The 25,571-nt window shown below is 57.9% G+C and carries 18 protein-coding genes; 4 read left to right on the top strand and 14 right to left on the bottom strand.

The genetic code is table 11. The features are described from left to right. Nucleotides 1-240: 240 nt before the first annotated feature. The 3 genes from H8B15_RS19885 (at nt 241) to H8B15_RS19875 (ending at nt 4,914) form a co-directional block, all read left to right on the top strand. Nucleotides 241-3,270, top strand: coding sequence for a PAS domain-containing protein (locus tag H8B15_RS19885; RefSeq protein WP_187321405.1), 3,030 nt, complete (start codon nt 241-243; stop codon nt 3,268-3,270). Between the two features lie 12 nt (nt 3,271-3,282). Then, nucleotides 3,283-3,690: a response regulator gene (locus H8B15_RS19880; protein WP_187321404.1), complete on the top strand. Its 408-nt coding sequence runs from the start codon at nt 3,283-3,285 to the stop codon at nt 3,688-3,690. Between the two features lie 570 nt (nt 3,691-4,260). Beyond that, complete coding sequence (locus H8B15_RS19875) at nt 4,261-4,914, top strand: response regulator (protein WP_187321403.1); 654 nt, start codon at nt 4,261-4,263, stop codon at nt 4,912-4,914. A 769-nt stretch (nt 4,915-5,683) separates the two neighbouring features. Here H8B15_RS19875 and H8B15_RS19870 read toward each other — a convergent pair. From H8B15_RS19870 to H8B15_RS19820, 11 genes are all read right to left on the bottom strand, one after another. Then, entirely contained in the window at nt 5,684-8,239 is a 2,556-nt protein-coding gene (locus tag H8B15_RS19870) for an FdhF/YdeP family oxidoreductase (RefSeq protein WP_187321402.1), read from the bottom strand. Nucleotides 8,240-8,318: 79 nt separating this feature from the next. Beyond that, a complete protein-coding gene (locus H8B15_RS19865) occupies nt 8,319-9,032 on the bottom strand; it encodes a ferritin-like domain-containing protein (protein ID WP_187321401.1) in 714 nt (237 codons plus the stop codon). Between the two features lie 91 nt (nt 9,033-9,123). Beyond that, nucleotides 9,124-10,254 carry a transaldolase gene (gene tal / locus H8B15_RS19860; RefSeq protein WP_187321400.1) on the bottom strand — a complete coding sequence of 377 codons (1,131 nt, stop codon included), beginning with the start codon at nt 10,252-10,254 and terminating at the stop codon, nt 9,124-9,126. A 219-nt stretch (nt 10,255-10,473) separates the two neighbouring features. Next, nucleotides 10,474-11,553 carry a hypothetical protein gene (locus tag H8B15_RS19855; protein ID WP_187321399.1) on the bottom strand — a complete coding sequence of 360 codons (1,080 nt, stop codon included), beginning with the start codon at nt 11,551-11,553 and terminating at the stop codon, nt 10,474-10,476. Between the two features lie 521 nt (nt 11,554-12,074). After that, nucleotides 12,075-13,157, bottom strand: coding sequence for a fatty acid desaturase family protein (locus tag H8B15_RS19850; protein WP_187321398.1), 1,083 nt, complete (start codon nt 13,155-13,157; stop codon nt 12,075-12,077). A 245-nt stretch (nt 13,158-13,402) separates the two neighbouring features. Then, nucleotides 13,403-13,678 carry a hypothetical protein gene (locus H8B15_RS19845; protein ID WP_187321397.1) on the bottom strand — a complete coding sequence of 92 codons (276 nt, stop codon included), beginning with the start codon at nt 13,676-13,678 and terminating at the stop codon, nt 13,403-13,405. A gap of 659 nt (nt 13,679-14,337) precedes the next feature. Further along, nucleotides 14,338-14,988, bottom strand: coding sequence for a response regulator (locus H8B15_RS19840; protein WP_187321396.1), 651 nt, complete (start codon nt 14,986-14,988; stop codon nt 14,338-14,340). A gap of 321 nt (nt 14,989-15,309) precedes the next feature. Further along, nucleotides 15,310-19,842, bottom strand: coding sequence for a CheR family methyltransferase (locus tag H8B15_RS19835; RefSeq protein ID WP_187321395.1), 4,533 nt, complete (start codon nt 19,840-19,842; stop codon nt 15,310-15,312). A gap of 83 nt (nt 19,843-19,925) precedes the next feature. Continuing rightward, nucleotides 19,926-20,969, bottom strand: coding sequence for a chemotaxis protein CheB (locus H8B15_RS19830; RefSeq protein ID WP_187321394.1), 1,044 nt, complete (start codon nt 20,967-20,969; stop codon nt 19,926-19,928). A 197-nt stretch (nt 20,970-21,166) separates the two neighbouring features. After that, a complete protein-coding gene (locus H8B15_RS19825; protein WP_187321393.1) occupies nt 21,167-22,096 on the bottom strand; it encodes an alpha/beta fold hydrolase in 930 nt (309 codons plus the stop codon). Between the two features lie 334 nt (nt 22,097-22,430). Further along, entirely contained in the window at nt 22,431-23,432 is a 1,002-nt protein-coding gene (locus tag H8B15_RS19820; protein WP_187321392.1) for an SDR family oxidoreductase, read from the bottom strand. A gap of 605 nt (nt 23,433-24,037) precedes the next feature. Between H8B15_RS19820 and H8B15_RS19815 the strand changes: the two genes are divergently transcribed. Then, nucleotides 24,038-24,781: a recombinase family protein gene (locus tag H8B15_RS19815; RefSeq protein WP_246455755.1), complete on the top strand. Its 744-nt coding sequence runs from the start codon at nt 24,038-24,040 to the stop codon at nt 24,779-24,781. Nucleotides 24,782-24,831: 50 nt separating this feature from the next. Here the strand turns inward: H8B15_RS19815 and H8B15_RS19810 are convergent, their stop codons facing one another. The 3 genes from H8B15_RS19810 to H8B15_RS19800 are packed head-to-tail and all read right to left on the bottom strand — an operon-like array spanning nt 24,832 to nt 25,546. Then, complete coding sequence (locus H8B15_RS19810) at nt 24,832-25,035, bottom strand: IS1 family transposase (protein ID WP_187321391.1); 204 nt, start codon at nt 25,033-25,035, stop codon at nt 24,832-24,834. 18 nt (nt 25,036-25,053) lie between these two features. Beyond that, nucleotides 25,054-25,317, bottom strand: a complete 264-nt coding sequence (locus tag H8B15_RS19805; protein WP_187321390.1) for an IS1 family transposase — start codon at nt 25,315-25,317, stop codon at nt 25,054-25,056. Nucleotides 25,318-25,342: 25 nt separating this feature from the next. Then, on the bottom strand, nt 25,343-25,546 hold the full coding sequence (locus H8B15_RS19800) for a transposase-like zinc-binding domain-containing protein (protein ID WP_187321389.1): 204 nt from the start codon (nt 25,544-25,546) through the stop codon (nt 25,343-25,345). Nucleotides 25,547-25,571 lie beyond the last annotated feature (25 nt).

The raw sequence follows: 25,571 nt of genomic DNA, 5'->3' as shown, positions 1-25,571 counted from the left end.
CAGACACCGTATCTTACTCACCAACAGCTCCTCCAACCTAACGCCCTAAACTGTCCAGCGTAATCGGACCACCTCATTCCTACCGGTGCCTACAAGAGCCTCGTTCATGTACGAGGAGGGCTGCTAGCCGAATCCTACGTTGAAAAAGGATAAGGACGCCGGCGCGAAAAAAGAAGTTGCGTGTGGACCATTAGCTGAACCCTACTCGCTACCTTCGTAGCTTATCGGTCCCCGGCTTGTATGGCAGATGCTCCGTTTTCGCTGCCCGCAGGCCTGCCGGCAGACCCCGCCCTCTTCCCCACCCTGCTGGACTTGCTGCCGCTGGGGGTCATCTACTACACGCCCGTGGTCGATGCCAACGGCACGCTCACTGACCTGACGCTGGCTTACCTCAATCCGGCCGCCCAGCGCATGACCCGGCTGCCTGCCCAGCCCGGCACCACCTACCGCCAGCAGTTTCCCACTACCGCCGACAACGGGGCCTGGGACTTTCACCGCCGCAGCTGGCTGGGCCAGGAAGCGGAGCAGTTCCAGTTCTACTACCAGGCCGATGGCTTCGATGCCTACTTCCGCGTCACGGCCCAGCGCCTGGGCGACGGGTTGCTGGTCCTCTTCTCCGACACCCGGGACGAGGAGCGCAGCCACGCCGAGGAAGCCTTGCGCGCCACCCAGGCCCGCGAGCAGGCCGCCCGGGCCGAAGCCGAAGCCCGGCAAGCGACGCTGTACGGCGTGTTTGAGCAGGCGCCCGTGGCCATCAGCCTGCTGCAAGGCCCCACGCACGTCATCGAGTTTGCCAACGCGCGCATGGCCCAGCTCTGGGACCGGCCGCTGGCGCAGGTAGCGGGGCAAGCGCACTTTACGGCCCTGCCCGAGCTGGCCGGTCAGGGGTTCGAGGAAGTACTCGGCGCCGTCTGGCGCACGGGCGAACCCTATTACTTGCAGGAGCAGCTCGTTTCCCTGCGCCGCGCCGGGCAGCCGTACCAGGGGTACTTCAACATCACGTATCAGCCGAGCCACGACGGCCAGGGGCAGCGCACGGGCGTGCTGACGTCGGCCATTGACGTCACCGAGCAGGTGCTGGCCCGCCAGCAGGTGGAGCAGCTCAACCACGAGCTGGAAGCGCGCGTGCAGGCGCGCACCCAGGAGGCGCAGGCAGCCCAGGCCACGGCCGAGCGCGAGCGTAACCTGCTGCAGGCCGTCCTGACCCAGGCCCCCGTCGCCATTGGGTTCTTTCAGGGCGAGGAGCTGCGCATCACGGAAACCAACGCGCAAATGGCCGCCCTGTGGGGGCGCACCCCCGCGCAGGTGCTAGGCCTGCCGTTCATGGACGCCGTACCCGAGCTGCGGGGCCAGGGGTTTGATGAGCAGATGCGCCAGGTGCTGCGCACGCAGGTACCCTTTACCGGCACGGAAACGCCAGCGACGATGCTCCGCCACGGGCGGCTGCAAACCACCTACTACGACTTCGTGTACCAACCTCTGTACGATACGGCTGGCCAGCTGCTGGGCGTGATTGACGTCGCCACCGAGGTGACCGAGCAGGTGCTGGCCCGTCGGCAGGTGGAGCAGCTCAACCAGGAGCTCGAAGCGCGGGTACTGGAGCGCACCCAGCAGCTGGCCGCCGCGCAGGCTGCCGCCGAGCACGAGCGCGCCCAGCTCCAGGCGGTGTTCGCCCAGGCCCCGGTGGCCATTGCCTTGTTTGCGGGTGAAGAGTTGTGCGTCACTTCGGCCAACGCCGCGATAGCGACGCTGTGGGGCTCCACCCCCGAGCAAGTCGTGAACCGGCCGCTGCTGGAAGCCGTGCCCGAGCTGCAGGGCCAGGGCTTCGACGAGTTGCTGCGGCAAGTGCTGCGTACGCAGGAGCCCTTCATTGGCAGGGAAACGCCCGCCCTGCTGCGGCGGGGAGGGCAGCTCCACACCACGTATTTCAACTTCGTCTACCAGCCGCTGTATGAGGCCGACGGCCAGGTAACCAGCGTGCTCTGTATCGCCGTGGACGTGACCGAGCAGGTGGTGGCTCGTCAGCAGGTCGAGCAGCTCAACCAGGCGCTGGAGGCCCGCGTGCAGCAGCGTACCGCCGAGGCCGTCAGTGCCCGCCTCGCCACGGAATACCAGCGTCGCCAGCTGGAACGGTTGCTGTGGGAGGCCCCCGCCGCCGTTGCCATTATCAGCGGCCCGGAGTTGGTGTTCGAGTTTTTCAACCCGCTTTATGCGGCCATGTTTGCTGGGCGGCCGCAACTGGGCTGGTCGATACAGGATGCCCTGCCCGAGCTGCGTGGCCAGGAACTACTGGCTACGCTGCGCCGGGTATACGAAACCGGCCGGACCCAGCAGGAAACCAGCCTGCTGGTGCCACTCATCCGCCCGGCGGATGGCCTGTTGGAAGACCGCTATTTTGATTACGTGCAGCAGGCCCGCTTCACCGAACAGGGTCAGGTAGACGGCGTACTCGTGTTTGCCTTTGAAGTAACCAGGCAGGTACTCGCCCAGCAGCAGGTGCAGACGCTCAACGAAGAGCTGGCCGTCATCAATGAGGAACTGACGGTCACCAATGAGGAACTGTACCAGAGCAACACCCAGCTCACGCGCACCAACGTGGACCTGGACACGTTCGTCTACACGGCCTCGCACGACCTGAAAGCCCCGATTACCAACATCGAGAGCATTACTCTGGCCCTGCGCGACACGCTACCCCCCGCCGTGCAGCAGGACGAGATGATCAGCCACCTGCTCGACCTGTTAGAGCAGACGACCACGCGCTTTCAGGTCACCATTGGCCAGCTCACGGACCTTTCCAAGCTGCAGCTGGCCCACGCCGGCCCCGCCGAGCCCGTGCACCTGGCCGCCGTGGTGGAAGGCGTGCGCCTGGATTTGGCGCCCGCCATTGCGGCGGCCAGCGCCCAGCTCACGGTTGAGGTGCCCACCAACCTGGTCGCTTCCTTCTCGCCGGCCAACCTGCGCTCGGCCGTCTACAACCTACTCAGCAATGCCATCAAGTACCGCGCCCTAGACCGGCCCGCCCAGGTACGGGTGCACGCCGCGCGCACCCCGCAGGGCGTCGTGCTGACCGTGCAGGACAACGGCCTGGGTATGAGTGCCGTGCAGCAGCGCCAGCTGTTCGGCTTGTTTCAGCGCCTGCACACCCACGTCGAGGGCACCGGCGTGGGCCTCTACATCACCAAACGCCTTGTTGAGAACGGCGGCGGCACCATTGCGGTAGCGAGCCAGGTAGACGTTGGCACCACCTTTACCCTCACCTTCCCTACCTAATCCCTCTGCCTCATGCCACTCTTAGCCAGTATCCTGCTCGTGGACGACGACAGCACGACCAATTTCCTTAACCAAGCGCTGCTGCGCCGCATGGAGGTCGCCCAGCAGGTGCTCACGGCCGAGAACGGCGAACAGGCTCTGCGCACGCTGGGCCAGACGTGCCTGGGCCCCGACAGCGCCGCGTGCCCCCAACTCCTTTTCCTCGACATGAACATGCCTGTGCTCAATGGGCTGGGCTTTCTCGAAGCTTACGTCCAACTGCCCCTGGCCCAGCAGCAAGCGATTGTGATTGTGATGCTCACTACCTCGCTGCACCCCCTAGACCAGACCCGGGCCGAGCAGCTGCCCATCGCCGGCTTTCTGAACAAGCCCCTGACCAAAGAGAAGGTCACGGCCTTGCTGGAGAAGCACTTCGGCTAGGAACTGCTGCGGATAGCGGGTAGCCTTGCTTATGCTTAGCCCTAGAGCAATAGGCTTTTGGATAAGGCACAGATGTCTCTTTGCCTTGTGGTTCCTTGAAAAAAACCACCTAAATTCTCGGACCTAACCCAGTAGCGTAGCATCATACAATAGACTGGTTCCGAGAGGTACCCCGTGCTAGGCTCGTAAAAGGCTTGTAAACAGGGATGCAAGAAATTGCTAAATGCGACTCTGGTACCAAACTTTAAACAAGTGCAACCAGTGTGGGTGCTGGGGGTAGATCTAAACATCAGCAACGCGCAACGCTTGGAAGAGGGTAGGCCCACCACAGTCTCAAGCATGCAGAGGCCAGTCAGACCATGCTGGAGCTGGAAATCATTTCTGGTTGAAATCATGCTACGAGCCGAAGATAATGACTGGGGCTTTAAACCTGGTAGTACTACCAAGGGCTTGGGCTTACGTATGCTGCATGAGGCCGTCGACTTTTTGGCGACGCCAGCCCCTCAGATTTTTTCCTGAGTAGGGCACCCATATCCGCCTGCGCACTTCCCTTGCTCTAGTTGCCTTTTCATGATTCGTGTTTTTTTGGTGGATGACCACCCTATTGTGCGCGACGGTCTGCGGACCGTGCTTACAGCAGAGCCTTTGCTCGAAGTAGTGGGCGAAGCGTCCAATGGACAAGAGTTGCTGGCGCAGCTACCGGGCACGCCGGCCGACGTTGTCCTGCTAGACCTGAACATGCCCGTACTGGATGGCTTGGCTACCACACACGAATTGCAAAAACAGCACCCAGACTTGCGCATCCTCATGCTGTCGATGATGACGCACGAACGCACCATTGGGGAACTATTAGAAGCCGGCGCGCACGGCTACTTGCTCAAAAACGCGGATAAGGCCGAAATTGTGACGGCAATTCATGCCGTGGCGGCGGGCAAGCGCTTTCTATGCTCGGATATCGGCCTAGCCTTGCTCGAAAAACTACTGACCAGCGAAACGGAAAGTTCGGCTCCCTCCCCCGAAAATGCGATTCATCTCACCCACCGTGAACGTGAGATTCTGCAACTGGTCGCCAATGGGCTGACCAACCAGCAAATTGCCGATCAGCTCTTCACCAGCCGGCGCACGGTGGAAACGCACCGGCAGAGTCTGCTGGAAAAAACCGGCGTCAAGAATACGCCGGCCCTGATTAAGTACGCCATGGAGCAAGGCTTGCTGGACTCGTAGGGCATTGCCAATGCATCTGCATAGGTAGCAATAGGGGTAGGAAAACAGACCGTATTCCGTATTTATTCGAGTGCATAAGGGTACGCCCTGCGTATATACGTGGTGAAAATAACGCATTTACCACAGGCAAAACGCGTATTTCAGCGGGCGTGTAGGAGCTTGTTTTGCTAGTTCTTTGTGCTGTCAACTGTGTTGACCACGCGGATGGCTTTTCCTAGTCAAATGGATTCGCATCCTGCCGCGCTGACGAACTACTACCACTCCTTCCTTTCCTCCTTACCACTATTCCTGTGTTAGATCCTCGCTTGTTACAGCCAGCTAATGTGCTGCCTGTGAACCTGGCTGCTGTCGATGCGGCCCACTTGGTACGTATCCTGGTCCCCCCACACGCCCCGTTACTGGTAGACTGTGGCGCCCTACCCTGCCAACGTACGCAGGGAGTTTGCTTCCTGGTATCGCAACTGCTAATACTCCGCCAGCGCGGGGCCAGCGTTAGGCTATGCAATGCAAGTCTCACATTGCAGCGGTGCCTGCATACCCTACAGCTGGACTCAGTCTTCACTACAGTGGATTGAAGAGTGCATGAGCGTTAGCAAGTAGCAACACTGCATACAACAAAGTGGGACGCGCTGGCGGTCGAGCAATTTATTGCCTACCGCCAGCGCGTCCCACTTTGTTGTATGTGCAGCATTGCCTGCGCCGCAACAGCCTCATGGACAGCCTTATCAGGCTAACTTAAACCGCTTGTTGAAGTAGTTGGTTTGGCAGCCTAACCCGGTACGGCCACCCGTTGCGCGGAAGTGGCCTTGCGGGTGCCAACGGGCTCCTCGACGGGCGTTACGGTCACCACCACGTACTTGGAGGTAGGCGTATTGCTCTTGTACGCCACGCTGCCAATAGGCACCAGCACATTGGCCTCGGGAAAGTAGGCCGCGCAGTTGCCCTGCGGAATATTGTAAGGAATGGCGATAAACTTCTCCGCGTGGCGCTGCTGGCCCTCAAAGTGGCTGGTAATATTCACCACTCCTTTCTCCCGAATGTCCCGCTCGGCCATATCCTGGCGGTTGAGGAAGATGACGCGCCGCTCGTTATGTACGCCGCGGTACCGGTCGTTGTAGTCGTAGATGGTGGTATTGAATTGGTCGTGGCTGCGGATGGTGGTCAGCACCAGCTGATCGGGCTCCAGCACGTGCTTCTCGTAGGGCGTGCAGGTGAAGTTGGCTTTGCCATTGGCCGTAGTGAAGTTACGCTCGCGGGGGCCGTTGGGTAGGTAGAAACCGCCGGGGCGGCGCACCTTTTCGTTGAACTTATTGAAACCGGGAATTACGCGTCCGATATGGTCGCGGATGGTATCGTAGTTCTCGGTGCAGGCTACCCAGTCCACGGTGCTCTTGCTGCCCAGGGTAGCGAGGGCCATGCCGCTCACAATAGCTACCTCGCTCAGCATTTCCCCCTGAAGAGGCGTGAGCACGCCCTTGCTCATGCTGACGACCCCCATGGAATTTTCGCAGGAGGTGAACTGCTGCTGGCCGTGCTGCCGGTCTACATCGGTGCGGGCCAGGCAGGGTAGGAGCAGGGCCATTTCACCGTTGACGAGGTGGCCGCGGTTGAGCTTCGTGGTGATGTGCACCGAAAGCCGCAGCTTGCGCATGGCCTCGGCCACAAACTCCGTATCCGAGCAGGCTGAAAGCATGTTGCCGCCCAGCGCAACGTACACCGGCACCTTGCCGTCGTGCATGGCCTTCACGGCCTCCACCGTGTCGTAGCCGTGCTCCTGGGGCGGGTGAAAGTTGAATTCCTTTTCCAAGTCGTCCAGAAAACTTTGCTCGGGCCGTTCCCAGATACCCATCGAACGGTCGCCCTGCACGTTGGAGTGGCCCCGCACCGGGCACAGCCCGGCGCCCGCCTTCCCCACTGCGCCTTTCAGAAAATGCAGATTTACAATTTCTTGAATGCTGTAAACCCCGTTTTTCTGCTGCGTGAGGCCCATGGCCCAGCAGGTAATAATTTTCTTGTGACGAGCAATCAGATTGGCCGCTTCGGTGATGTCGGCGCGGCTCACCCCGCTGGCCTCCACAATGTCGTCCCAGCTTGTATTATTCAGGTTTTCAATCAGTTCCTCGTAGCCAGTAGTAAATTCCTGAATGAAGGCCCGGTCGAGCACCTTGCCTGGGTTCAGGGCCTCGGCTTCGAGCAGGCCCTTCATCAGGCCGCGCATCACCAGCAGGTCCGAGTTGATGCGCACTTGCAGGTAGAGGTCGGTTATCTGGGTGCCGTCGCCGAGTAGGGCGCCCAGCGCCCGCAGCGGATTCATGAAGTCTTGCGGATTCTTGAAGTGCTGCAAGCCCGCCTCAATCAAGGGGTTGATGCTGATGATCTTAGCTCCGTTGCGCTTGGCTTTTTGCAGAGCCGTGAGCATGCGCGGGTGGTTGGTGCCGGGGTTTTGGCCAATGATAACGATGACCTCCGCTTCGTAGAAGTCGTTGAGCGTAACCGAGCCTTTGCCCAGGCCAATGGTAGGGCTCAGGGCCGAGCCGCTGCTCTCGTGGCACATGTTGGAGCAATCTGGCAGGTTGTTGGTGCCAAATTGCCGCACAAAGAGCTGATATAAAAAGGCGGGCTCGTTAGGCACCTTCCCCGAGGTATAAAAGATAGCCTCGTCGGGTGAAGCCAGGGCATTCAGTTCCTGCCCCACCAGCGCAAACGCCTCTTGCCAACTAATTGGCTCGTAGTGCGTACCGCCGGGCCGCACAACCATTGGGTGCGTGATGCGCCCGGCGTTGTTGAGGTCGCGGTCGGTCATGTGCGACAGTTGGACCAAGCTGTGCTGGGCAAAAAATGCCGGATCTACGCGTTGTGCGTCGGCATCGGAGGCCGTGGCCTTGGCGCCATTCTCGCAGAACTCGGCTACCGAGCGGTGCTCGTCGGGGTCGGGCCAGGCGCAGCTAGAGCAGTCGAAGCCATCCTTCTGGTTGAGCTTGAGCAGCGCGTGCGTGCCCCGCGCAATACCATCCTCGCCCCAGGCAAACGCTCCCGACTTGAGCACCGCCGTGATACCAGCCGCCACCGTGGCGGGCTTGCCTAGCTTGAGGCCCGTGAACCCTTCGGGTGGCTGAGCTAGAATCGGGTGTTGGTGTTTGGCCCCCAGCGTGTCGGGCGCGGTCATCTTGCGCTTGTCAGCGTCGGGCTTGCCTTCGGTGTCGTAGTGGTCCACGGCGGGCGCTTCCCCCTGGTCCGAACGCTCGCCGCTTTTGGGGGCATTACCGGCCTTCTGGGCCTCTACGTCGCCGGCTTTTTCGGGATTCTCAGCGGGTGATTTCTCCATGATTCACAACAACTAAACGGGATACGGCGGATTTGATAAGGTATAGCTGAACTTCAGCACGGGTGGCCTAAGCCAGACACTACGTGGCCATGCGCTTCAGCTCCTGGTAGGTTCGCTGCGATTGATGATACTGGCGCTCTACCTCATGCCGGATAGGGCCGCGTAGCGTTTCATCGTCCAGTGCGTCTTTGTAGGCGGCCAGCGCCCACTGCTCGCCGTGAATGTTGCTGGCTAGCACCGTCTGCTCGTCGTGGCCGGTGAAAACGGCAGCGGCAGACATGAAGCGGCGGTAGAGCTTGCCTTTCAGGGTAGTGCTGGTTTCACGCCCACCGCCGAGGTGGCGCAAGTGCTCATTCAGGGTTTGCGCAAACTGCTCGCTCTGGCCTACCAAGCCCTGGTAGAAATCGCGTCGTTGCGGGTCTTGGCTTTCTTCGACGGCTTTTTTGTAGCCTTCTACCCGATCATTGACAAAGTGCAGCAACTCGTGCAGGGTGCTGATTTCAGCCTTCTGAGCTTTCTTAGGCCCTTTTTTAGGGCTTTTATCACCGCGCGTGAGCCGGCGTATAGCAAGTAGCAGCACCACGCCACCCGCCACTTTCTGGATAGTACTGAACTGCTGATAGCGGCTGACTGCCTTAAGAGCCGTTTCTTTCACCGACTTGGGTAGCTGGTCGAGTAGGTAGGCAAGCGAACTTCCGTTAAGCGGATCCGGTGCTGCATCAGACGGTGAAGTTGGATGGGCAGATGACAACGGTGGGCCGGATAGACGGGGAGGTGTGGATGGTGAATGCATGGCAAAGGAAAAATGAAGGTGTTTGTGTTGGGTTAATGGGTAGGCCCTTTGGTAGGGGCTGGAGCCCAAGCCAAGGGGCCTACCCTCGGTCTTAGTCGGCGGCTAGCGCTTGCTGGCGTTTCTGCTCCACGGAGGCGAGCATCTTAGCAAAAGGCTCCTTGAACTTTTGCACCCCTTCCTTCTCCAGCTGCTGCGTCAGTTTGTCGAGATCAAGGTCGAGCTTGGGGAGGTCAGCCAGCACCTGGCGGGCGTGGTCCGTGTTTTCCTCCAGGCGGGCAGCCGGACGACCCTTTTGCTTGAAAATATCCATTGTCTCCACCGGAACCGTGTTCACCGTTCTGGGGCCAATGAGGTTTTCAACGTACTTCAGGTCGTCGTATTTCGGGTTTTTATTGCCTGTGCTCGCCCACAGCAAGCGCTGCGTGTTGGCTTCTTTGGCAACCAACGCTTCCCAGCGCGGACCCGCAAAAATCTCCTTGTAGCGCTGGTAGGCCTGTTTGGCGCAGGCAATAGCAACCTCGCCTACCAGTGAACCAGCCAGCAAGCCACGGTCGCCGCCGTCGGCAGCAAGTTGTTCCAGCAGCGGATCAATCAGCACATCAATACGACTCAGGAAGAAGCTGGCGACCGAGTTGCTGTTGGTCAGCGAATAGCCCGCCTGGGCCCGGTCTTCCAGCCCCGCAATAAAGGCCTCTGCTACGGCCTGGTATTGGTCGAGGCCAAAAATCAGCGTTACGTTGATGTTGAGGCCTTCTGAGATAAGCGTGCGAATAGCGGGTATACCGGCCGACGTAGCGGGTACTTTTATCATCACGTTGGGCCGGTCCACGGCCTGCCAGAGCTGGCGAGCTTCGGCCAGGGTACCTTCTGTGTCGTCGGCCAGCTCTGGCGATACTTCCAGGCTCACGTAGCCGTCGCTGCTGTTATCGTGGCTTTCAAACAGCTCGCGGAATAGGTCGCAGGCCGCTTGCACATCGGCCACGGCTAGGCCTTGGTAGATTTCCTCCGCTGACTTGCCCTGGAGCGCCTGCTTGCGAATGGTGTCGTCGTAGTCGGCTGAGCCGCCGATGGCCTTCTCAAAAATAGCCGGGTTGGAAGTGACCCCGCGCAGCGCATCTTCCGCAATGCGGCGTTTCAGCTCACCGTTGGTGAGTACCTGTCGGCTGATGAAGTCGAGCCATACACTCTGATCGAGGTGGCGAATGTCAACTAAAGGATTCATACGTCTAAGGGAGTAGATGAAAGGGAAAGCGCCACTAGGCTAGCTCCTTGCCTAACCGCAACGAGTAGGTAGCCTAGTGGACTGGGTAGGGGTAGAAGCCTTGCGGCACCTCGATTGTAGGAGCGCGCAACCGACACGGAGCAGTACAGCACCGCAGGGTAGGTCGCGGAAGCAAAAAGAGCCTTTCCCGCTTACCAGGAAGGCTCTTTTGCGGGTAGGCTAGGCAACAGGCTGCTGGTTATTAGGTAGCACCACCTCTTCAGGGGGCGTGGCCTGACGGCCTCCAAAGGCCGATACGGCAGCACCCAGACCTAGACCCAACGCAGCCAGCAGGGCGGCTTTGGAAAGACCTTCGGCTGCGGCATCGCCGGCCTCGCGGGCTTTTTGTTCAGCCTGCACCTTTAGCTGAGCATACTTAGCTTGGGCTTGTTTAGCCGTTGCAATCCAATTATCAACAATCTGCTCCGATTCTGCGCGGCTCTTACCGGTGCGCTTCATCACCACGTTCACGGCGGCGTCGCGGTCGGCGGCGTTGCCGATGTTGTCGGCTTTGCTGGTTAGGTTGTCGATGACATCGTCGAAGCTGTCACCGGCCATCTGCGGATTGGCAGCGGCCTGTCCGGCTTCGTTTTGTGCCTGGTTACCAGCCGCTCTGGCTTGCCGCTCGATGTTCTCTGGCGCTAGCTCGGCTTTGCCGGTCTGGCGCAACAGTAGACGCGCCTGGTTCTTGACATCGCTTAGGTCGATGCCCTGCTCTTTCAGTTCGCTTTTAATGGCATCACCCGCACCGGGGGCCACCGCGGCAATGCCCGAGCCTACCCCCGACAAGGCCCGTCCGGCCACGCCCGTTACGCCGCCGATAATGCGGCCCACGGCAGTTGTCAGCAAATAAAAGGTAAAGAGTGTCACCACCGACCACGTGAGCAGTCCGTGGAGCAGCCCGTCGGTACGGCGCGGGATGCCAGCCAAGCGGCTGGCCACCGTTGCGCCCAGGTAGAGCGAGCCCAACGTTGTAACCAGCCACCAAATAGCGGCTCCCGTGCTGATGCCGGCCATCGGGTTTTGCTCAGTCAGCGGGTCGATAGTGCCCAGGCCGATGCCCAAGCCCAGCAGGCTCAGGGCCAGTTGAAGAACGATGGCCACCAGCGCCCCCGCAAAGATGGCGCCCCAGGAAATACGTTTGCTGGCGGCCAGCATAGGCGCTGCATTCTGGTGAACTGGTTCGTGAACGCGTGGCGTGGCGAAGGGCACCGCTTGCTCACGGCCCGAGCCGGGCGTATTGTTTGTAGTAGATGTCATAGCAGAAGAGGATGAGAAGCTAAAAGCTCCAATCGGCTGCTTGCAGTAGCGGGGTTATCGGCGCCTACCAGCAAGCAGAAGTGAAAAAAAGTATGAGCCATCTTACGACTCACACCGCGGCAATGGCAGCCTTTTCACTGTTTAATCTTCTGGTTATCAAATTTCTAGTATTTATACGGTGGTGCCGTCTGTATTTATTCGGGTTGGGTGCGTATTCGCCGCTAGCCAAGGGCAGCTTCCGTATTTCTACTGAGTAGTAATGGCGGACGGAGGTGCTTCAGCCACATAGTCAGCTGAATAAAGCGTGGATAGGGGCAAGTAATGTGGCGACATGAGCCGCTGTTAGCTTATCCGAGCTTGCGTGGAGCTGTGGCCCCTACAAATGCTTTGGCTTTCTCGCATGCTGAGCGTCAGCTGCGCTGGCTAGTACCCGTGGCGGGGACGTACACCAGGCTACATACATACAGCTGAAGGGTAGTGAAAGCAGCTCAACCGTAGTGCGTCACGTGTGCCCCCTTCACTCAGGCAGGCCGGCCAAACTGGTAGAGTAGGCGGTAGTGGGAGCGTAGCGCGCCCCCGAAGGACGCATTCTCCAGGTACGGTAAGCCAAACTCGTGTGCTGTCTGCTGGACGATGCGCGCCAGGGCGGGGTAGTGGATATGACACACGCGCGGGAATAAGTGGTGCTCGATCTGCCGATTCAGCCCTCCGCATAGCCAGCTCGCCAACTGGCTATGCGGGGCGAAGTTTGCCGTCGTCCGCAACTGGTGGACCGCCCAGGCCTCCTGCACATCCCCCCGCTCATCCGGCACGGGAAAGGCCGTGCCCTCCACCACGTGAGCCAGTTGAAACACCAGCCCCAGCACAAGACCCATGACCAAGTGCAACGCGAGAAATCCCACCACCAGCTGCCACCACTTCAGCGACAGCACTAGGTAGGGCACGAGCAGAAACAGTAGGTAGTACAGCGCCTTGTAACCAAATAGATTCCAGTATTCCCGACGTGGGTGTGCCGGGGGAGCATACTGGCCGATGGTGCGCTGAAAGAACTTGACGTAGTCCTTGCGCAGCACCCAGGATAATGATGCCAAGCCGTAGAGCGGGAAGGCGTACCAGTGCTGGTAGCGGTGCCAGGGGCGCACGGGCTCCTCGGTGCTTAAGCGCAGCAGGCCTGGGGCAACTTCCAGGTCCTCGTCATGCCCCACAATGTTGGTGTAAGTGTGGTGCACCAGGTTGTGCGTCAGGCTCCACACGTAGGGGTTGGCCCCAATCAAATGAAAGAGCAAACTGAAGGCGTGGTTGACGCGCTTGTTGGCAGAAAACGCCCCATGAATGGCATCATGGCAGATATTGAAGCCGATGAAGGCGCAGCAGGCGCCCAGCAGCATTGCCAAACCTAGGCGAATCAAGAGGGAGAAGGGCCCAACTAGTACGAGTAGGTACAACGTGACAAAGCTGAGCAGCAGGGTGATGGTCTTGCGCCACATGGCCCCGTTGGCGTGCCGCGAGAGGTGTTGGGTCTTAAAATAGGCATCGACACGCTGCCGCACCGTGGCGAAAAAATCAGACTGGGCGACGTTGGTAAAGCGGAGTTTGGGGGCCATGGAGGGGCGGTGCTTGGAAAAGAAAAACGCAGTATCAGGTGCGTAACATGCTATACCTGCGCGACCTGCCGCAAGCAAATGGACGAGCTTATGGTCGTGCTAACTCGTCTGGTATAGAAAAATCAAGTAGGACATTGCGTGGATACGCACGCGAAATCGGAGCGCTGAGAAACTAGCTCAGCGAGGCTACGTTGATTAAGTACCTGTTACAGAGGGTAGGGAAACGAGTCTTGGGGGCCACGTGCTTATTGGGCGGGCCGGATACCAGGCGGCAACGGAAAGTTGTCTTGCCAGAACGCAGTAGGTTCCTGCCACTCCGGATGGTGATTCAGTAGCTGCTGCAACTGGTCCAGGTAGGTCATGGCCAGGAGTAGGGTTCGGCACCGCTGCTCTATTTTCTGCTCGCTCAGCCGTTCGTTTTCGTGCGCACACAGCGCGGGCCACTGCTGCTCAGCACGAGCCAACAGGGCACTCAGTTGCTGATTGTAGTCGCCCAGGACGGTCATTAGTAGTTGGCTCATCGTCGAGAATGAAATAACTGTGGAGGAAGAGGTAAGGGTGAAAAAGTGCGGTTATGCGCCAGTAGTTGCGCTGGTCTGGAACGTCTGTCCGGGGGTAGGGCTTTTGCTACCAGGCGCGGCTGGTTGGGCCGGCTTAGGGCAACTTTTTATGCGCAGATGCAAGTCGTCACCCACGGCTTCCTATTTTTAGGATAGACTTGTGCACGACGCGGGCTTGGAAGCCGGTTTCGGCGGCTTTTGCCAGAAACAGCTGGGCTACGTTGTTTTGGGGGGAATCACCGAAACGACATGTCGCGGCAGACACAGCTTGAAAACCAGTATACTATTTCAGTAACGCCGCTTTGTGGAATCAAGGCTTTCAAGCACTTACACAAAGGAACTGCTTTTCTGCCCCAGCTTTTCTCCGCATACATACCCGATTCATCAAGGATGAATACCCAATTAAGTCCCCGTATAAATACGGGGACTTAATTGGGTATAGCCCCAGAGCGTGATGGGATAGTTTCCGGGCTGCACTTTCGCGTGCACTTGCGGGACCAGTGCTCTACGGCAGTGTCCGCCTAAGCGCGCACTATCCAACACTGTCAGAAAAGCCTACCAAGCCTAGCCACGCACTACAGCATCGACCCGAGAAAGGTGGTCAAGTGGCGCATGATCTACTACTGAAGCCATCCTTGCTCCATCGCATACTTAACTAGCGCCGGCGTATTCTTGACGCCGGTTTTTTCGAGCAAGCTTTGGCGGTGAGTTTCAACGGTACGCCTACTCGTAAAAATCGTGTCTGCAATCTGCTGATTAGTCAGTCCATCGGCCACTAACTGAAGAATTTCGCGTTCACGAGATGTCAAGTAAGAGGCATCTTTTCCCGTGGTTGCTACGCTTTCATCCGCATTGTTCAGCACTTTGTCGAGGATAGCTAAACTAATCTCTGAGCATAGAAAGCGCTTACCAGCTGCTACCGCCTGAATTGCCGTCACAATTTCAGCCTGATCCGCGTTTTTGAGCACGTAGCCGTGTGCACCAGCTGCTAATAATTGGCCAACCGTACGTTCGTGCGTCATCATGGAAAGTATCAGGATGCGCAGGTGGGGATACTGTTTTTGCAGTTCAACGGTGGTAGCGAGCCCATCCAAGACAGGCATATTCAAATCCATCAACACGACATCCGTTGGCACATCAGGCAGCTGCGCGAGCAATTCTTGCCCATTGGCGGCTTCACCTACCACCTCTACCACAGACTCCACCGCTAGCATTGCCCGCAGGCCGCGGCGTACCACTGCGTGGTCGTCAACAATAAAAAGGCGAATCATAGTAGGAGCACGAAGTATGTATCCGCAGGCGCATCATTTTCCTTGGCGCGAAGTAAAATCCGTTGCATCAATGCTGCCTAGCAGGTGGACAAGATCATGCGGTATACGCAAGTCTACCCTCTAAGAGTAACAACACAATTAAAATCGCAACTACGCTCTTTATGCCGCCCTACTCAGTTGCGCTTGTTAGCCGCGCGGCTGTCCACACGCCTGGGAGTAAACTAATGCGGCAGCGCGAGCCAGTATAAGTGGGCCATCATAATTGAAATGGAAATACGCTAGCTGAAATAGCCATGTGCCAACCAGCGCAAATCCTGCCCTTTACTTCATGCTTGTTGGAATCTGAATGGTTGCTTGGGTTCCTACACCAGTAATAGGAATATGCAGAAAAAAGGTGCCGTTCAACAGTTTTACCCGATCCTTAATAGTACGAAGCCCAATGCCTACCGATTCGCTGGGTTCCGGGCTGATGCCTTTACCATTGTCGCGCACTTTTAAGGTTAGCTCATTATCCTCCTGTGCCAGCAATATATCAGCCTTGGTTGCCGCTGCGTGTTTCATCACATTCGTCAGCAATTCCTGGCAGATGCGGTAAACTGCAACTTCCAAATAGGTTTCCAATCGGTTTTCCAGCCCGATTACTTCGCACTTTACTCGAAGGGCCGTTCGACTATACTGCTGACATAAGTCCTCTAAGGATTTAGCTAAGCCAAAGTCACTTAGCATAACAGGAACCAACTCATGTGATACCTTCCTGGTTTCCTGAATAGCTTCATCCAGTAGCTGATTTGCCTCCTTAAATACATCTCGAGGTACCAGAGCAGCTATTCGGTTGAAGTTGAGTTTTGTGGCGAACAGCAGTTGACCGACTCCATTGTGTAACGACTCAGATATACGTCGGCGCTCTTCTTCTTGCGCATCCAAAATACCCAGCAACAACGCTTTCTGCTGGTCTAGTCGCATCTGCAAATTTTCCTCTTCCAAGCGTTTCACTTCGGAAACATCTAAATCGAGGCCGAGCATTTTCAGTGGTTCTCCTTGGTCAGTGCGTAACACCACCGACTTAATCCGGAAGGTATGGACCTGGTTGTCTACTTGCAGGCGTAGCGTTTCGTCCAACGGTTCGTGGCGTTCACGAAACTGTTTTACTAGCTTCTGCGCAAGGGGTTTATCCGCCTCTATTACATAGTCCAGGTAAATTTCCGGGCTCACCGGCCGGTCGGCTGGCAAGCTAAACAGCCGGTACATACCGGTACTCCAGGTTGTGTTGCCGCTGACAATATCGTACTCCCAGCTGCCCATCTGTGCTACTTCCTCCGCCTGCTGCAAGATGGTGAGGTTGCGTTGCAGGATTTCCGTGCTGTGGTGTAGCTGCGCAGTGCGGTCCTGCACCTGCTGCTCCAGGCCAATGGATACTTGTTCCAGCGCCTGGATAGCTCGGTGCCGCTCTATGAAATCGGCCGCGGTCCAGGCGAGCAAATCAAGGAGTTGCAACTGGTGCTCGGTTGGGCGGTGGGGCTGGCGAAACTGATTGCTCAATACACCTATCACGCCATTGCTACGTGTGATAAGGGGAGTAGACTGCGTAGCTCGAACGCCTTCTGCTAAAGTAACTTCGCGGTCTTGCGTACCCAGTAAAGGGGCAAAGGTTTCGACATCTTCGATGAGCAGGCGGGTACGGTCACGACGCACCACATCACAGGCGGCTTCGGAGTCGGTATGTAGGAAGTGCTGTATAAAAGGGCTGGTTTCGGTGTAGCCTTGGTAAGCATACATTCCCAGCCGCTGGCCATCTTCGCCGACCAACTGCACGCAGCCGCGGTCGGTGTGGGTGAAGTCGCAGGACAGCGCCACCAGCTTTTCCATAGCCGCTTGCAGATTGGTTTCGGTGGCCAGCTTGGCGCGCAGCTCGTGCAGCCGCTGCATGCCGGCCAGGTCGGTGGCCACGGCTTCTTCGGCTTGCTTGCGGGCGCTCATGTCGATGGCATACTCGGCAATGGTGCCGTCGCCGAGGTCGGCAGACGCAAACATCAGCCAGATGCGGGAGCCATCTTTGCGGAAATACTCTTTCTCGTACGGGCCGCCACGGCCTGTCTGCCGCAACTGCTCCATTACTTGCTGGCTGGCTTCTATATGCTCTGCCGGAGTGAAGTCGAGCCAGGTGAAGGTGCGGGCCTCAAACTCCGGGCGGGTATACCCCACCATTTCCAGAAAGGCATCGTTGACCTGAAGCACCGTGTTGGTATAGTCAAACGTCAGCATACCTACGCTGGGCACGTTCACCATGCGTTGCAACCGCTGCTCGCTGGCTTGCAGGGTTTCTTCGGCTCGCTTACGATCGGTGATATCGAACAGCGTGATGACCACGCCCTGAATCCGGTCTTCAGTCGTGCGGTAAGGTAGGGCTCGCATCAGGAAAGACCGGTGGTCGATGGTTTCTACCTCTCGCTCCAGTGGCGTGAGCTTTTGCAATACGGCTTCGGCATCGAGTAGTAAGTCGTCGTATTGCAGCCGATGAGTAATATGCGAAATAGGGCGGCCATAGTCCGAGGGTATTAGATTGAACAGCTGCTGGGCCGCCGGGGTATACAGCCGAATGCAGAAAGCACGGTCGAGGAAAATGGTGGCTACTCCGGCCGAGTTGATCAGGTTTTGCAGGTTATTACTGGTCACGCTGATTTCCTCGATCTTGACTTTCAACTCCTGGTTGACCGTGCGTAGTTCTTCGTTTATGGATTGTAGCTCTTCCTTGCTGGTTTCCAACTCTTCGGCCGCCGAGCGCAACTCTTCATTCACGGCCTGAAATTCCTCATTCGACGCCTTTAGCTCCTCGGCCTGGTACTCATATTGCTCGGCCGAATAGCGCAGTTGGGCCTTCACCTGGAGTAGCTCTTCCTCTAATTGCCGGGCGAGGGGCGCATCCGACGTCAGCACGACTTTTTCCTCCTCCTGATCTTGTTCGTTGGACTCAAACAAGATCAGAATAAAGCCCTTCGTCGTGTCGCCTTCTTTGGTAACCGGCTTGACCCGGATGGTCAGCGACTGGCGTTCCCCGTTTTTATTCCATAGGATATTGCGCGCTTCAATAGCGGTTTGCAGTTGCACGGCCTGGTGGAGTGCCGAGCGCAGTTCTAAGCGCAGCTCGGGCCGAATGAGCTTGAGCAGGTTCTTGGTGGGCTCGCCGCCCGAGAACTCCAGAAAGCCGCCTACCTTCTCCGACATGTGCAAGATGTCGTACTCCTCGTTTACGACCAGCGAGGGCGGCGCATATTGCTCCAGCAGCTTCTGGTGCAGCTCCCCCAATGACAAGCGATTTAGTTGCCGGCTTTCCGTCTCGTGCAGCGTCAGTGAGACCGGTTGTGTAGGTTGTAAGCTGGGCACCGATTCGGGCACCGGGTAATGGGGTAGGGTTACTTCCCGAGCCCGGTAGAGATGGTCCTCCCGGCTAACGGTGGCGTACAAGTCGCTGGCCCCCTCCACAGATTCAGAAGAGCCCAAAAATAAAAAGCCGCCCGGGCGTAGCGCAAAATGAAACGTTTCCATGACTCGCTCTTGGGCCGTAGTGTTGAGGTAGATCAACACATTGCGACAGGTTATCAGGTCGAGACGCGAAAAAGGCGGGTCTTTCAAGAAGTTGTGATTGGCAAACAGCACCATTTCGCGCAGTTCCCGCTGAACGCGGTAGCTGTCGCCTTCTTTGGTAAAGAAACGTAACAGCCGCTCAGGCGACACATCGGCGGCATCATTGAGTGTGTAGAGCCCCTCGCGGGCGGCCATAATGGCGGCTTCGTCGATATCGGTAGCGAATATTTGCACACGGGGTGCGTCCAATACTCCCGCAGTTCTTTCGGCCACCAGCATCGCCAGGGAGTAGGCCTCTTCCCCGGTAGCGCAGCCCGCCACCCAGATACGTACGGCACTATCCGATTTCTTATTATGAAAAAGAGCCGGCAACACGTCGTGCTCCAAGGCCTGGAAAGGCTTTCTATCCCGGAAGAAATTAGTCACTGAAATCAGCAGGTCTTTGAGTAGTGCCTGACTTTCCTCCGGGTTTTGGTTCAAAAAGGTAGCGTAGCTCGGCAGATCGGTTAGGCTGCGCACGTTGATTCGGCGTTCAATGCGGCGCAGCAGTGTGGCTTGCTTGTAGTTGGAGAAGTCGTGCCCGGTGCGCACGCGCAGGTGCGTAAATATTTCGCGCAGTGCCTGCTGCTGCTGTTCCGCCCGGTTTTCGGCTTCCACCGGAATTTCCACCGTGCCCAGACTATTACGGTATGCTAGTATTCGGCCGGGAATTTCTGCCACCGGCAGTACCTCATCCACCAGATCGGTTGCTATGGCGTTGCGGGGCATTTCATTGAATTCCGCTTCCCGTGGATTCTGCGCATACGCAATACCGCCCATTTCTTTCACTCGCTTCAACCCCATCGAGCCGTTAGCGCCCGTGCCGGATAGTACTACACACACGGCCCGGGACCGGTGGGCATCAGCCAAAGTGCGAAAAAAGATATCGACGGGCGCCCGCCTCTCTGCTATGTGCAAGTTGAGGGTAGGCACCAGAAAGTCTTCTTCCATCAGCAAATGCTGATTGGGGGACACCACGTAGACCTGATTAGGTTCTATTTGCACCTTTTCCGTCACCCGCATCACGGGAATGTGGGCTGCCGTTTGCAGCACTTGCGCCAGCTGGCTGTCGTGGTCGGGTGACAGGTGCAGAATAACGACGTATGCAATATCAGAATCTGCGGGCACGCGCTGGAAGAACTCTCGCAGCGCCTGAATGCCACCGGCCGAGGCCCCTAGGCCCACAATAAGAAAGCCATGTGGCTTTTCGACCATCAAACCAGTAGATTCCATTATGCTTTTTTATTTACGTCAAACCCCAATGGGGCTTCAACCTATGAAACAGGTTTGAAAGAAGTAGGCTGCTCAGGAGTGCGCTACCCCTCGTCCTCTTCAGCCTGCGTACTAATGCTGGCTGTGCTTAGCTGCTCATGATTGAAAACAGTCTGGCGAACTATTTCGGCTCGGCATTCGGCTTCCTGCGCCTTTTTAAAATACATAGCCGCCAACTTAGGCTGATTCTTGTCGGCATAGTGGTCACCCAGGTTGTTGAGTAGCAGAATGCTTTCCTCTACACCCCGAATGGCACTCCACAACGTGTCTTCAATCTGTTCGGTAATGGTAGCGAGCAGGCTGTCGGCCGAATGCGCGTGCCCGGTATGGCACCGGTAGCGAATAATGTCGCCATCGGTAATGGCCACCAATACCCCGTGGCAGTCGGGGCAAGCATACGGGGTTAGCGTTCCCAACGTGAGGATACCCTGCCGAAGCGCTGGGTTTTGCGCGGCGATGCGCGTCTCAATAGCCGTTTTTCGTTGCTCTTCCATCGTAATTTCGCTAGCTTCGGTTACCGTCTCAGCCGTTAGCCTTACCAGCAGCGTGGCCATTTCGGCAATCGGCACCCGATAATCTACCTCTACGGCAGCCAGGGCACTTTCGGGCATGGAGGGCACGGCTGCTTCAGCTGGCTCCTGCACAATGGCGATGCCGCCTCGGCTTTTTATCGTCCATAGGCCAGCCGTGCCATCATCTAAGGCGCCGGATAAGACGATGCCAATGACCCGGTCGCCATAGCTCTCGGCAGCTGACCGAAATAAAGGGTCAACGGCGGGACGAAACCGGTTTTCCTTCGGCCCTCTGCTGATCCGTACGACACCCTTCTCTAGCAATAAGTGCTTATCGGGTGGGGCCACATAAATATGGTTGCAACTGATTGGCTCGTTATCAATAGCGTTGGTGGCCAATAGTGTGTTTTGCCGGTTCAGTACCTGCGGCAACATGCCCGTTACATCCGCAGACATATGCCATACGACAAAAATAGCGGCATCCAGATCGGCCGGTAAGGCGGCAACAAGTTGTTTAATGGCCTCAAACCCTCCTGCGGAGGCACCAATAACAATGATATTTCTTTTTCCCGACATTACAATTATATAAGCACACTGCCGTGTCATTAGACGCTACAGGAAGTATGGAGGCTGTTGTAGAATTCCGTTGAAAGTAGAAAAACAATCTGACGTGACTGTTCGTCGGGAGTGCTCTACTGGAGATGCAGCCAGGCAGCTTCTGCGCTTGGCCACCTTATGGACGTAGGTGACACCAATTGTTAGTACGCTCCCCCTCAATGCTTAGGAGGTACTTGCACCACCCGGGCACTAAGCCAGGTGGCTACATCGTCGTACACCTGTTGCTTGCTCGCTTCTTGCAGAATCTCGTGCCGCAGGCCCGGGTAGAGTACCTGCTGTACCTGCGTAAAGCCAGCTTGCCTTAACTGCTGCGCCACGCGGCGAATGCCCTGACCAAACTGGCCGACCGGGTCGTCTTCGCCACTCACGAGTAACACGGGCAGCGCAGCGGGAATGCCGCTTGTCCACGGCCCTTCCGTGGCTTGCTTCATCAAGTAGAGCAAGGTGTAAAAGCCATTGTTGGTGAACGGTATGCCACACAAGGGGTCTTGTAGATACGCTACCTGATTCTGCTGGTTGGCACTCAGCCACTTGAGCGAATCATTGGGTGCTGGTTCTTTAAACGCGCGGTTGTTTACCCACCCAAAAAGAGCATTGAGCAGCTTCGAGCGGTGCCGGGGAACGAGCTGGTTCAACACGCTCAGGAGCGCGCGCATCAGGCTAGCTCCCGGCACCGCAGCCGCGGTTCCCATTAGGATGGCTCCCTGAAAACAACTGCCCGCCTGTTGGAGCAGACAGCGGACGACGAAGGAGCCCATGGAGTGGCCCAGTACGAAGTGCGGCACGGCGGGAAACAAGCGGGCCAGCATAGCGGCCATGTGCTGGGCGTCTTGGATGAGGCGCTCAACGGGGTGGTCGAGCTGAAAGAAGCCCCGTTCTGCGTTGGTTGGGGCAGTCCGGCCATGCCCGAGCTGGTCATAGGCCAGCACGGCCACCCCGTGCGTGGTTAAGTACTGGGCAAAGGCAGCATAGCGCTGGTGGTGTTCCGCCATGCCATGCAGCAGCAGCAGCGTGGCCGTTACGGGTTGGGTATCCGGCGTATATAGGGTGTACTGTAAGCCGGCAAGAGAAGCTTCGGTGTGCATGAGAGAGGACAAGAGTTACTGCTACGTAAAACCGGAAATGGGGACGAAGCGTGTTCCCACCGGAACCAGTCCCTCCGAACCAAGAACCCGATTGCCAAAGAAATTCCACCCGTGTGCTGCGTAGCTTAGCCGACCCGGATCAGGACTTGCGCTTGAGCGAATCGTGCTGGGCTGTCAACATGCCAGGTTCGTGATAAACCGATTCTGAAGGTCCGGAGAGAATCTTACAAAAGAAAAGGCCCCAACAAATGCTGGAGCCTCTGCTAAGCACGTTCTCTAGTTCGGTCTTACGCCCCCGCTGCTAGCGAACAAGCAAGCGTTGCATTAATGGTGGCTATGGCAACCCGTCGCCGCCGGCCGAGCCGTAGATCTGGCCGTTGGCGTAGCTGGCCAGCGGGTCAGCCAGCAGCACATAGATTCCCGCCAGCTCGGCCGGTTGGCCGGCGCGACCCAGGGGCGTGTCGCCGCCAAATTTCACTAGGCTTTCCTGGGTGGCCCCGCCGCTCACTTGCAGGGGCGTCCAGATGGGGCCGGGGGCCACACCATTGACGCGGATACCCTTCGGCCCGAGCTGTTTGGCCAATGAGCGCACAAAGCTGGTGGTCGCCGCCTTGGTCTGGGCGTAGTCGTAGAGATTAGCCGAGGGCTCGGTGGCCTGCACAGAAGAGGTGCCAATGATGGTCGAACCAGGCTTGAGGTGGGGTAGCGCCGCCTTAATCAGCCAAAACGGCGCGTAAATATTGGTCTTCATCGTCCAATCGAACTGCTCCGTGGTCAGGTCCAGAATGGACTCATGCGTCTGCTGCCGAGCCGCGTTGCTGACCAGGATGTCGAGGCCGCCGAGCTGGCGGACGGCGTCAGCTACCAGCTTTTGGCAGAATGCTTCGTCGCGCAAGTCACCCGGCAGGGCCACGCCTTTCTGGCCGGCGGCTTTGATGAGCGCAAGTACTTCTTTGGCGTCGGCTTCCTCGGCGGGCAAGTAATTGATGGCCACGTCGGCGCCTTCGCGGGCGTAGGCAATGGCGGCGGCGCGGCCCATGCCGGAGTCGCCGCCCGTAATCAAAGCTTTGCGGCCTTTCAGACGGCCTGACCCTTTATAACTTTTCTCGCCGTGGTCGGGCACAGGGTCCATCTGACTGGTTAAGCCCGGCCAGGGCTGCTTTTGGCTTTTATAGGGGGGCTTGGGATAGGCGGTGGTGGGGTCTGACAAGGGAGGGGTGGGTACCGTAGAGTGGCTAGCGGCGGCGCCTAGTACGGGCCCGGCCGCGGCCATGGCGAGGCTGGCACTCAGGCCACTAAGCACTTGCCGGCGGCTCAGCTGGGCATCTTTTTTCATAACACGAGGATGGAGGTGGATACCCTCCTTACACGCAGAATGGACCTTACCGTTGCTAACGTGCAGCTTACTGCCCGTAGAGGGTAGGGCCTGCTAGTAGGAAAAAACCGTCCCAGGTGGGTGGTATGCCCTTATGGAGCTATCCACATTTCTTTTTAGCCGCTCTATCAACAGCCGGCTAGCCCACGCGGCCTAACAGCTCTAGCTGCGAGTAGGCACGCATCGAGGGAATTGGGTTGCTGGTCGGCCGGATGAGCGAAAGTGCGCGGTCCTTACTCGGCCAGACTGTACGTTTGACTATTGTACAGAGAAGCAAGGTGTCAGTAGGAAAAGTACCACTACCTCTCCACTTAACTCCTGTTTCAAACGATCCAAGAAATTCTCTCGACGGAATGCCGTAGCCTGAGATGAGGTGGTCTAGCTATATCGAACACAAGTAGGACGTATTTTCGTACGCTTCCCGCCTACGAGAGCCCGGTGGACATAACGAACTCTTTGTATCATCACTTAAACGCTCTCGCAAAAAAACGATAAAGCAGTCAAGGTGACAGACGAGGGAGTTATACAGTCGCGCTTGTATCATTACATGAACGGTCGTTTATGTAATGATACAAACCCCATTTCGTACCTTTACGCCCCCGCTTTTATACTCTTTATATACTATTGACCTCCTCATGCCCGACTACATTGCGTACTACCGGGTCAGCACCGCCCGCCAAGGCCAGTCGGGCCTCGGACTCGAAGCCCAGCAAGCGGCAGTGCGCACGTTCCTCGCGCCCGGCGAGCAAATTGTGGGCGAGTACATCGAAGTGGAGAGCGGGCGCAAAAACACCCGGCCCCAACTGCGCGCCGCCATGCAGGCGGCCAACGAAGCGGGGGGCGTGCTGCTGGTGGCTAAGCTTGACCGGCTCGCGCGCAACCTGGCGTTTCTCACCGCGCTCATGGAAAGTCACGTGCGCTTCAAGGCCGTCGACATGCCCGCTGCCGATGAGTTCACCCTGCACGTGTTGGGGGCCGTGGCCGAGAAAGAAGCCAAAGCGATTTCCACGCGCACCAAGGATGCGCTCGCGGCCAAGAAGGCGCGCGGGCATCAGCTGGGCACGCCGGCGAACCTGACGGATGAGGCCCGGATCAAGGGCCAGCAGCAACGGCAGGCCAATGCCCGCACGAGTCTGGCCAATCGGCAAGCGGCGGAGCTGGCCCTGCTCTACCGGAGTCAGCAGTGGGATTATCGCCGCATTGCCGCCCAACTGACGGCTTCCGGCTACCGCACCCGTCGCGGCTGTGCATTCACTGCGGCCGGCGTCCGCCGGCTCCTGCTAGTCCCGGTGCCACCCGCCGACGAATAGGCTGTTAGGCCAGATACCTATTTTTGGCGATGGTAAAACAGGAGGTGATATCAGGTTGCAGCTAATCGGCGATTATGCTCGTCAATGACGAGTTGAATGCGGATGTGGATGTAGTGCATGGCCAAAGAGCGGCTGAATGAGCAGGTTTTGCGCACCAGGACCGCGCACTTCTGGCGCAGCGAACAGTTGATGGCCTCCACAATGCTGGTGTGCCCACTGCCGTTGGGGCTGGGCTGATGCGCTCCTAGCGGCAAGACGTGGCCGTACGCCTCCTACTCGTCGGTGAAGTACCATGTGCCGGTGCGGTACTGTTCGGGCAAGGCTTGCCATAAGCGGCGCAAGGTGGCTGCGCCGCGGCAGCCCAGCACCCAGGCCACGATGCGCCGGCTATAGCGCTCGACGGCCAGCCAGAGCCAAACTTTGCGCTTTTTGCGGCCCACAAACGTCCACCTCTCATCTAGTTCGAGCACCCGTGGCCGGCTGGGTTTGGGCCGTAGCTGCACGGTAGCCTGCGCTTTTTTTTGCCAACTTGACAATGGTGGGGCGTGAGGCCCCGGTCAGCTACACAATGGCGCGTTGCGAGACGCGCTCGAGCAGTAACTGAGCAACTTGCGCATACTGGGCGGCTTTGCTGGCGGCGGCCGGTGCAAATAGAGCCTGATAGCGGCAGGCTATGCACTGGTATTTCGGCTGGCCCTTACGGCTGCCATTTTTGCGCAAGGCGATACTGCCACACTTACCACATGTTGACGTTGTTTGAAGCATACACCCAAGATAAGAATCACCTCCT

It is taken from the genome of Hymenobacter citatus (genome assembly GCF_014333615.1).
Classification (GTDB): Bacteria; Bacteroidota; Bacteroidia; order Cytophagales; family Hymenobacteraceae; genus Hymenobacter; species Hymenobacter citatus.
The sequence above is the reverse complement of the archived record's forward strand: the minus strand, read 5'-3'. Positions and strand labels throughout refer to the sequence as shown.

What these genes read in the sequence shown, in the direction of transcription:
- H8B15_RS19885 (WP_187321405.1), top strand. Translation starts at nt 241, where the DNA reads ATGGCAGATGCTCCGTTTTCGCTGCCCGCAGGCCTGCCGGCAGACCCC.
- H8B15_RS19880 (WP_187321404.1), top strand. Translation starts at nt 3,283, where the DNA reads ATGCCACTCTTAGCCAGTATCCTGCTCGTGGACGACGACAGCACGACC.
- H8B15_RS19875 (WP_187321403.1), top strand. Translation starts at nt 4,261, where the DNA reads ATGATTCGTGTTTTTTTGGTGGATGACCACCCTATTGTGCGCGACGGT.
- H8B15_RS19870 (WP_187321402.1), bottom strand. Translation starts at nt 8,239, where the DNA reads ATGGAGAAATCACCCGCTGAGAATCCCGAAAAAGCCGGCGACGTAGAG.
- H8B15_RS19865 (WP_187321401.1), bottom strand. Translation starts at nt 9,032, where the DNA reads ATGCATTCACCATCCACACCTCCCCGTCTATCCGGCCCACCGTTGTCA.
- tal (WP_187321400.1), bottom strand. Translation starts at nt 10,254, where the DNA reads ATGAATCCTTTAGTTGACATTCGCCACCTCGATCAGAGTGTATGGCTC.
- H8B15_RS19855 (WP_187321399.1), bottom strand. Translation starts at nt 11,553, where the DNA reads ATGACATCTACTACAAACAATACGCCCGGCTCGGGCCGTGAGCAAGCG.
- H8B15_RS19850 (WP_187321398.1), bottom strand. Translation starts at nt 13,157, where the DNA reads ATGGCCCCCAAACTCCGCTTTACCAACGTCGCCCAGTCTGATTTTTTC.
- H8B15_RS19845 (WP_187321397.1), bottom strand. Translation starts at nt 13,678, where the DNA reads ATGAGCCAACTACTAATGACCGTCCTGGGCGACTACAATCAGCAACTG.
- H8B15_RS19840 (WP_187321396.1), bottom strand. Translation starts at nt 14,988, where the DNA reads ATGATTCGCCTTTTTATTGTTGACGACCACGCAGTGGTACGCCGCGGC.
- H8B15_RS19835 (WP_187321395.1), bottom strand. Translation starts at nt 19,842, where the DNA reads ATGGAATCTACTGGTTTGATGGTCGAAAAGCCACATGGCTTTCTTATT.
- H8B15_RS19830 (WP_187321394.1), bottom strand. Translation starts at nt 20,969, where the DNA reads ATGTCGGGAAAAAGAAATATCATTGTTATTGGTGCCTCCGCAGGAGGG.
- H8B15_RS19825 (WP_187321393.1), bottom strand. Translation starts at nt 22,096, where the DNA reads ATGCACACCGAAGCTTCTCTTGCCGGCTTACAGTACACCCTATATACG.
- H8B15_RS19820 (WP_187321392.1), bottom strand. Translation starts at nt 23,432, where the DNA reads ATGAAAAAAGATGCCCAGCTGAGCCGCCGGCAAGTGCTTAGTGGCCTG.
- H8B15_RS19815 (WP_246455755.1), top strand. Translation starts at nt 24,038, where the DNA reads ATGATACAAACCCCATTTCGTACCTTTACGCCCCCGCTTTTATACTCT.
- H8B15_RS19800 (WP_187321389.1), bottom strand. Translation starts at nt 25,546, where the DNA reads ATGCTTCAAACAACGTCAACATGTGGTAAGTGTGGCAGTATCGCCTTG.